The sequence below is a fragment of the Steroidobacter sp. genome (assembly GCF_016790065.1).
GTDB lineage: Bacteria > Pseudomonadota > Gammaproteobacteria > Steroidobacterales > Steroidobacteraceae > Steroidobacter.
This window is the reverse complement of record NZ_JAEUPY010000892.1, coordinates 1-8,708: the sequence shown is the minus strand read 5'-3', so window position 1 is coordinate 8,708 and position 8,708 is coordinate 1. Positions and strand designations below refer to the sequence as shown.

Genomic DNA, 8,708 nt, shown 5'->3' with positions numbered 1-8,708 from the left:
GCGCGCCCGTAGTGTCTAAAAATTCAACCGCGTTGAGTTTCGCCGCCTTGTCGGCGAAACTCCAAACACCGCGGAGCGAGCCTATATCGCCGCTAGTTCGGCGAAACTCTGCCCTCGCTATCGGACCAAACTTCGATCAGTGCGCCCCGACCTCTAAAAAACAAGCCCTCACATACGCCCTGCTTCCTGGCCCTTTGGGCATGCTTCTATAAAATTCCCGCCTTTAACCTTCCGATTTCCCTGCTCGTTCAGTGTGACTCTTAATCAGTTGGTTATAGGTTCGAGTCCTATACGGCCCACCATTTTCCTGGTGTCAAATCCGCGACTAGAGAATCGAGGCGACTACGAAGTTTCCGCCAAAATTCTCTATACATCTCCCGTAGTGTCTGAAAATTCTGTCGTCAGGCCGATCACCTGGATCGTTCGGGGCCGACCGGGCCCGCGGCGGTGAGTGTACGTCCATTTCTGCCCGACCAAAGTTCGATACCACCGCATCAGCGTATCCAGTGTGACCAGCGTGTCGAGTTCGCTGAGCGCCTTGCGACCCAACGCATAGGCTCTCCGTGCGAGTCGACGGCGTTCGGCATTCGTGAATCGAAGCCTTCGACCGCCTAGCCGCTCCTTCAGCAACCGATTTTCTTCGATGAGGTAATCAATCGCCTCGAGCTGCCGGCGGTTGATCCAGCCAGCAAGCAGCGTCAGAAGGAATTGCAGCGGCTGAATCGAGAAGAACTCCTCACCAGTACACCGAGCTGCACACGTCAAGCGCGGTTCGTCCCACTGCAACTAGTGGTTCCAATAAATGGACAGTACGTGGTCTTTGTTTTTAGTCTGAACGACGAAGTCACTGGCTTGACGCCACGTTCGGCTCGGGCAACGCACGATCGTGACTAACCTGTGCGGTCCAAAGCACACTCGCGCACCACGTGCCGTTGCCGTTTACAGTTCAAACCCTTCATTCTCGGGCAGGGTCACGCGCCAATGCCGCTTGTGCGCTATCAAGCCGCGACTGATCGACCTCGATCCGCTCCAGCACTTCTTGAGCTCCAGAGAGACGCTCGTGGATGAGTACGTGATACAGAGCACTGAGTCCCTCCCTAGCTTTGATCCTGCATCGCTCACCCAAGTCGGAGTTCCCCAATGCCACCTCTGACTCATCAGCGTCTCCGGCGACGATTTGGAACAGCAATTCAAGTGCGAGGATCATTGAGTGGCGCGGCAGCTGCTCCAGCACGGCAGCAAGCAGCACCGGAACGATGGCCTCGGCAGCCTCGAACAGCTGACCTTGGACAACCACCGTGTTCTCCAAGCGCCAATAGGCCTTGTCCGCATCCTCACCGGTTGGCGCATCCAGCAAGGCACGTAGCGCGCTCGGCACCTCAGCACCTCTCGCCGACATAGTGCGCAGCTGATGCCACGCCACCCGATCAATCTCGATATCAAATGGCCTCAAAGTCCCCATGGTCCCCCCCCCCCCCGATCGCCCTGCGTACCTGGCGGGAATTGGTCACGACGGTATTTGCCCTGGCATCGATGGCACACAGGTATCTCTCCCCATTCCACCTTACCAGTGGCTTTGTTTGGCCGCCAACCCATCGCCTCAGTGAAATCGGCATCACTTCCGACCTGTCTGTGGCGAATCGCCAATCAAGCGGCAGCGGGAAGCTGATATAGCCCGCGGCAGTGGACTCGCCACTGATAGCCGTCAAGGTCAACCACGCTGCGACCAGCAGCGGCAGTCCTGCAGATCGGAGTGCGGCCATCCAATGACGCGTGAACTCGATCATCATTGTAGTAGTCTCTGAACTGCAGCACGTACTGTCCAAAAACTCGATCACTTGCGGTTTGGCCGCTTTTCCGGCGAAACGCCTGACACTAGGTTTCGCCGATAGATCGGTGAAACTCTCGCCGATCCAATCCACAGAGAGTGCTCGGCAAGCGCGCGAAAGCCTCTATAAATTCTCTATAAAATTCGTTTCGCTTCTTCCAGCCGCGCCAGCTCCACCACCGCCATGCCGTGATCGTACCGATCGAGCATCGCGGCCACTACCAGAAGCGGCGTCAGTTCGAAGCGAACACATACTTGGCGACTTCAACCGAGACATTGTGCCGCCAACTACTGTGGCCGATTACGACAACGCCTCTGCCGTCGGCAGGCCGGATCGCAGCGAGCGTCGCGACCCCAGGATCCGCCCCCGAGTGACCCCAAATCTCGCCGGTGCCATATTGTGATTTCAACGCCCAAGTCAGTCCCTGCGTGACGGCGGTGGCGGCCGCAGGTGCCTTCTGCACATGCTGATCCGTAAACATCTGCCGCACCGTCTTCTGTTGCAACAACAGTGGCAACTCTCCACGACCACGCCAGGCGTTGAGATACGCGAGTAACAGACGCGAATACTCAGCGGAATTGGTACGCGCGCCGCCGTCCGCCATCGTGACGAAACCGTAGAGGCAATGAGGCACCCATACGCCTTCGTCCATCTGTCCGGGCGCGTGCCATGCGGGGTCCGCTAACCGCACCGAACTCAACTCGTCGTCGGTCACATAACGATAGGGTGTGGCGTGCTCGCTTCGATCCATGCCAACCAGCTCGAAGCGGCTGCGCTGCATTCCCAAAGGCTCGAATACGTGGCGACGGCAATATTCGCTATAGGAGAGACCCGAGGCTTTTTCAATCAGACGACCGAGCACTCCATAGGCGACGTTGCTGTACGCGTAGTAGGTGCCCGGCTGCCAGTCGTGAAAGTTCTTGAGCTCATAGAGTTGGCCGCCCGGCTGAAGATAATCCTGCAGCCAGCGGTTCAACGGCGTCGCAGCGTCGCCGCACCCATAGCTCGCCCGATACGCAGGCCCGTCCGCAATGGACGACGTATGGGTCAACAACTGTCGGATCGTGATCGGCACACGAGGATAGGCCGGATGGCGAACGTCGATATCGACATGAGCGCGCACGTCGTCCTCCAGCCCGAACTTCCGCTGTTCCCACAGCTGCATCACCGCCGTGCCGGTAATGGTCTTGGTGACGGAAGCAATGTTGAGCAGCGTCTGCGCGGTCATCGGCCGGCGCTGTTCCAGGTCTGCCCAGCCATAAGCGGCGCTATGTACCAACTGGCCACCGTCGATGATGGCCAGCGTCAGTCCGGGCACTCGGCCTTGTTTCATCTGGCCGAGCACCCAAGCCTCGAACGCCGGATGGCGAACGCGCTCAGCCAGCGACGTAGGATCAGCGCCCCGCGCGCGACCCGACACGGCGAGTACGCCAAGCGCACTACCTGTGGCAGCAAGAAAGCGGCGTCGCGTACACATCACGGACGTTCCGGCTTCAGATAGCGCGCCAGGAACGCGTACACCTCGCGACGCGACTCCCGGGCCAGTTTGGTGTCGATCATGTTGAACCCATGCCCGCCCGGAGCATCCTGATAGATCTTGTATTCGAACTTCTTGCCGGCGGCCTTCAGCGCCGTAATCAGCTGCTCCACTTCCATCACGTGTACGTCGCCATCGTTGGTGTTGGTGTGGATCAGCAACGGCGTCTGCAACTTGTCAGCGTGGTATACCGGCGAACGGCGCCGATACTCCTGCGGATCTTCGTACACCGACTTGCCGATGAAGTTGCTGAAGATCTCAGCGTAGCTCGGCTGATAGGCGATGCGCTGGATCAGGTCGCTCACCGGCACCCCCGCGTAGGCCACCTTGTAGTCGCCCGGCCAGCGGAAAATGTTCATCAGCGAATGAAAGCCACCATGACTCCAACCGATGATGCCGACACGGTCCGCGTCAACGTTATCGAGATTCTCAACTGCCCAGTCGCGCGCAGCGTGCGTATCGTCGATCTCGGCGCCGCCATAGTCGATTTGATCGTACAGCCCCCGGCCATAACCGCTGCTGCCCCGATATTCCGGTGCGATCAGCACGTAGCCTTCTTCCAGCAGTTCGCGCGCGATCGGGATCAGCACGCCGCTGAAGTTCGAATGCACGCCGCCGTGTGGGAACACCAGCAATGGCGCTTTGCGCGAGCCGAGTTTCTTCGGCACCAAGGTGTACGCCAGCATCACCATGGGATTGCCGGCGCCCAGCGCGGTGGGATTGTCATTGCGCGGGGGCAATGACGTGATGTTCACTTCATTGATGGCCGCAATGTCACCTAGCCGCTGGTACATCAGCAACGTGTCGAGCTTGCGCTTCAACGAATCGAAGTCGTGCTTGTATTCGGACACCGCCGGTGCCGGATACGGATTCTTCGCCAGTGCGGCCATCGGCAACAGCACCAGCATCGCACTCGCCAGCCAGTTATGCATTCTCGACATCAAGTACTCCAGTTCAACTCAATTCAACGCAGGCCAATCGCCAGCGGCTGCGCGACAGCCGCCGGTTGCGCCATCCTTCCAGCCTCGACCGCGCACGAATCGTCCGACGCGAGCGGCGGTCAATTCACCGTCTGCGAGTGCCAGTGCGCCATTGACGACAACATGCGAAACACCCGTGGCGTAGCGATGCGCGTTGTCGAAGCTGGCATGGTCCTGCACAGTCTCGGCATCGAAGATCACCAGATCGGCGAAGTAGCCGACCCTCAACCGGCCACGCTCGGCGATTGCGTAACTCGCCGCTGGCAAGCTGGTCAGTCGGCGTACCGCTTCCGCGAGCGTGAGCAACTTCTCATCGCGTACATACTTGGCCAGGAAACGAGCGAACGTTCCGTAGGCACGCGGATGCGCGCCACTTTTGAGCGACTGCGGTGTGATCGTAACTGCTTGTAGATCGGAACCGAGAAAGACATACGGCTGCAGGATCTGCTGGCGCAGATTCGCTTCGCTCATCGTGAAGTAAAATGCCCCCGGGCGCCCCTCGTCTTGTTCGATGATTCGCAGCGCCGCCTCTTCGCCGCCGACGCCCAACGTTTTGGCAACATCGGCCAATGTCTGTCCCGAGCGCAAGAGCACAGCGGCAGGCCCGCCGGCCGCACGCATCTCGTTGTCCCAAGCGGTGCTAGGTGCTTTCATCTCCGCGATGACGCGCGCACGGATGAGCGGATCAGCGAGTCGCTGGCGAAAAGCGGTGGCGCCACCCTCTTGCACCCAGGGCGGCACAGCTGCATCCAGCCCCGTTGCCGATGCTGTGTACGGGTACATGTTCGCCGTAATGCGTAAACCTTCCGCTCGCGCGGCCGAGATTGTTTGCAGCGCTGTCGCAAGCTTCGGCCAGTTGTCGCGCCCCGAGGCTTTGAGGTGGAACACCGTGGCCGGCGCACCTGAGCGTCGCGCGATTTGTATCAATTCTTCCAGTGACTCCAGCAAGCCGTCACCTTCATTGCGCATATGACTGGCATACGCACCACCGCATCTGCCAGCTTCGGTCGCTAGCGCAACCAGTTCGTCGGTGCCTGCAAAGATTGCGGGTGCATAGCCGAGCGCAGAGGCGACACCGAGCGCGCCTTCTTCCATGGCGTGGCGAACCAGTTCGCGCATCTGCTCCAACTGCGTCGTGCTGGGAGCGACGTTGTCATCGCCAAGCACATGCCGGCGCACCGTGGTCGCTCCCACCCAGCTCGCGAAATTCAGCGATGTGCCCTGCGCTTCGAGTCCTACCAAGTACTCGCCGAGCGACTGCCATTTGAACGCAGCGCGCCGACGCGGATCCGCACGCAACTCGGCCAGCTGCGCAGCATTCAACGGCCCGGCCGTCGTGCCCTCGCCCATGATTTCGAGCGTGACGCCTTGGCGTAAGTCGCTCTGTGCCGTCCCGTCGGCCAGCAATGAAAACGTTGCGTGACTCATGCCATTGATGAAGCCAGGCGCAACCGCCTTGCCATGCGCGAGGATGGTCTGCTTGGCTTGGCCGTCAGCTCGCGGACCGACATAGACGATGCGATCGCTGCGCACACCGACGTCGCCAACGAACGGCGTCCCGCCGGAACCGTCGTAGATCGTGCCGCCACGAACCAGCAAATCGTAGGCAGGCTCCGCATGCGAGCGAGCTGCTGCTACGGTCAGCAGCAACAACGACGACAGCCACAGACCGGGCAGCGCTTTCATTGGCGAACCAGCTCCATCCAATGGGTGAGTCCAAAGTAGGTGCGGCCGTTGTTGGCCGCGAATGCCATGGCGGAACCATTGAGCACGTCGCCGCGCAGGCGTAGCGACAAGTAAACAACGCCACCGTCAGCGCGAGCGGTATCGGGGGTACCGACGCTTGCCGTCAGCCGGCCCAGCAGCACGCCGTCCTTGATCTGTACGCGATCGATCAACGTCGGCGCTTGATCACCGACCTGCGCATGAACCTCGCCGTTGGCTAAGAAGCGTAGTTTCACCGGCACGGCTGCCACATACGTCGACAGCTTGCCGCGCCAAGTGCCGAGCAATTTCTCCGGTGTCACGAACGGCGGCACGGGCGGCCACACCTTGGCACCGGCGATCTGCCACTTCGGCAACATCACCGCCGCAATGCGCTCCGCGGTGTTGGCGACCCAACGCGAATTCTGCGGTGAGTTGGAGTTGCTCAGCACGACGATGGCCAGGCTCTGCGCCGGGAATATCCGCAAATCGGTGGCCACGCCACTCATGCTTCCCGAGTGCGAGACGACTCGATAACCATGTCTCTGCTCGACCACGAAGCCGACGCCGTAGCCCTTGTCCGCCGTGCCTGTAGTCTGCCGATGCATCTCATCGATAGACGCGTCGCTGAGAATGGCCTGCTGGTCCGGCAGATGCGCTTTGAGATGAAACATTCCAAAGCGAGCCAGATCATGCGCGCTCGCGAACACCGCCGAGGCACCCGAATGATCGAACGTGTACGCCGGCAGCGCGCGACCGGCATCGTCGTAGCGCGTGGCAATGAACGATGCGAGCCGAGGTTCCACAGCGAGCGAGGAGCGAGTCATGCCGAGCGGCAAGAAGACCGCAGTGCGCAGGTACTGCGCAAAACTCTGTCCCGACACCCGTTGCACCACGTAATCGAGCACGCCATAGCCAAGGTTGGAGTACTGATAGGTCTCGCCGGGCGCGGTCACCAAGTTGCCATAGCGCAGGATCGTCAGATCGCGCGACGGTGGCTGATAGGGCTCGTCGGCAAAGAAATAATTGGCATGCTCCGGCAAACCCGAAGTGTGATTGGCCACACGACGCACGGTGGCTGCGTCGACATCTCCGACCCGAGCTTGCAGTTTCGCCGCCCCCAAGTAGTCATTCACCGGTTTATCCAGATCGACCTTGCCCGACTGCACCAGCGTCATGACAGCGGTCGCCGTAATCGGCTTTGAGATCGACGCGAGGCTGTACACGGTGTGCGCCGTGGCTGCGACGCGTCGCTCGCGATCTGCCCAACCGAAACCCTCTTCCCAAACGACGCGCCCCTCCTGCACGACCGCGACCGACATCGACGGCACATCATGTTCGGTGAGCCCAATGCGAATGTAGTCTCGAATTGCATCGAAGCGATCCGCCGCGTTGGCCGCTCCCGTCACGGCAAACAGCAACAGCATTCGCCAGGAATTTCCCATCAACACGGTCTCGAACTCCGCTCAGTGCAACGGCTGTAGGGCATCGAGCTGACGCAACTTCTGTCGATAACGCTGCAGCGATTCGATGTTTTCTGGGTCTTCTGCAACCGCTGCACGCAAAGCATCGAGGTACGCAATTCGGGCCTCGGCGATCTGCTTGTGTGTCGCCAGCGCATCGCCCAATGCACCGCGCGCTTCGGCGAGATAGGGATACTCACGCACGGCACGCCTTAGCTGTGCCATTCCGCCAGCGTCATCGTTTCGTTCAAGCAGGCCGTGGCCCACGTTGATGAGCACGCGCGCCGGTGGCGTGACTGAGAAGCCGAATTTTTTCGACAGCGCTGCGTAGTGCGCATCGACCTCAGCGAAACTGAATTGCACGTCTCGATTCTGCCGGCGCGAGGGTAGCGCCCAGCCGGTAAACACTGCCTCCAATGCATCGTGCAGACTGCGATGCGGCGTGCTGCGATGATCTTCGCCAGGATAGTAGCGATGATCCCAACGCAACCCCGCCGGCGCATGGTTCTTCAAGACCGCGACGAGTTGCTCGCTGGCCGGTTCGATCCGTGGTTCATTGTCACCCCAGCAGAGAAACAAATACGCGCCAGTTCGCAAGGTACGCCCGGCACGCTCGAAGCGCTTTGGCAGCGCCTGAGCATCCCAATGTAGCGAGGGACTGATGGCGAGGTACGCATCAAACGCTTGCGGGCGAGTCAACAGCGCGTACGCAGTGAACAAGCCGCCAAACGAATGCCCCCACAGCACGCGGTACGGCTGCGTTCGATAACGCGCGGCCACCCAAGGCTGTAATTCCTCATGCAAGAAGCGCAAGAACGCATCCGCACCACCCGACTCCGGCACATACTTGAGATCTTCCGGCGACTCGCTGCGCGGCGTGAGATCCCGCGACCGCAGCGTGTTGGTAACGCCGATGACGATCATTTCTGGAATGCGCTCACTGAACACCGATAGCGACTGCACTGCACCCGTGACCGCATGGAACTGCGTCTCGGCATCGAGCACATACAACACCGGATAAGCCTGGGCCGATTCGTGGTAGTGCCGCGGCAACTGAACGAGGATGCGCCGTTGCTCCTGCAAGGCGTCCGACCACAAGGTGGTAGCGCTGCCGATCGCGAGGCTGGAATCCAGCGCTGCTGCGTGCGCCGGGCTCAACACAGCCGCCCACCAGGCGATGAGCACCATCGCCACC

General features: G+C 60.5%; 6 protein-coding genes. All 6 read right to left on the bottom strand.

What is annotated here, in order from left to right; all coding sequences use genetic code 11:
• Positions 1-955: 955 nt before the first annotated feature.
• A complete protein-coding gene (locus JNL55_RS35815) occupies positions 956-1,462 on the bottom strand; it encodes a hypothetical protein (RefSeq protein ID WP_293866374.1) in 507 nt (168 codons plus the stop codon).
• Positions 1,463-2,061: 599 nt separating this feature from the next.
• Positions 2,062-3,306: a serine hydrolase domain-containing protein gene (locus tag JNL55_RS35810; RefSeq protein ID WP_293866371.1), complete on the bottom strand. Its 1,245-nt coding sequence runs from the start codon at positions 3,304-3,306 to the stop codon at positions 2,062-2,064.
• Positions 3,306-4,307, bottom strand: coding sequence for an alpha/beta hydrolase family protein (locus JNL55_RS35805; protein WP_293866368.1), 1,002 nt, complete (start codon positions 4,305-4,307; stop codon positions 3,306-3,308). Before JNL55_RS35805 ends, JNL55_RS35810 begins: the two co-directional genes overlap by 1 nt.
• 18 nt (positions 4,308-4,325) lie before the next feature.
• On the bottom strand, positions 4,326-6,032 hold the full coding sequence (locus JNL55_RS35800; RefSeq protein ID WP_293866365.1) for an N-acyl-D-amino-acid deacylase family protein: 1,707 nt from the start codon (positions 6,030-6,032) through the stop codon (positions 4,326-4,328).
• Positions 6,029-7,495 carry a serine hydrolase domain-containing protein gene (locus JNL55_RS35795; RefSeq protein ID WP_293866377.1) on the bottom strand — a complete coding sequence of 489 codons (1,467 nt, stop codon included), beginning with the start codon at positions 7,493-7,495 and terminating at the stop codon, positions 6,029-6,031. The genes JNL55_RS35800 and JNL55_RS35795 overlap by 4 nt, the downstream gene beginning before the upstream one ends.
• A 21-nt stretch (positions 7,496-7,516) precedes the next feature.
• Positions 7,517-8,708 (bottom strand): alpha/beta hydrolase (locus JNL55_RS35790; RefSeq protein ID WP_293866362.1); only part of this gene is annotated, 1,192 nt, incomplete at its 5' end.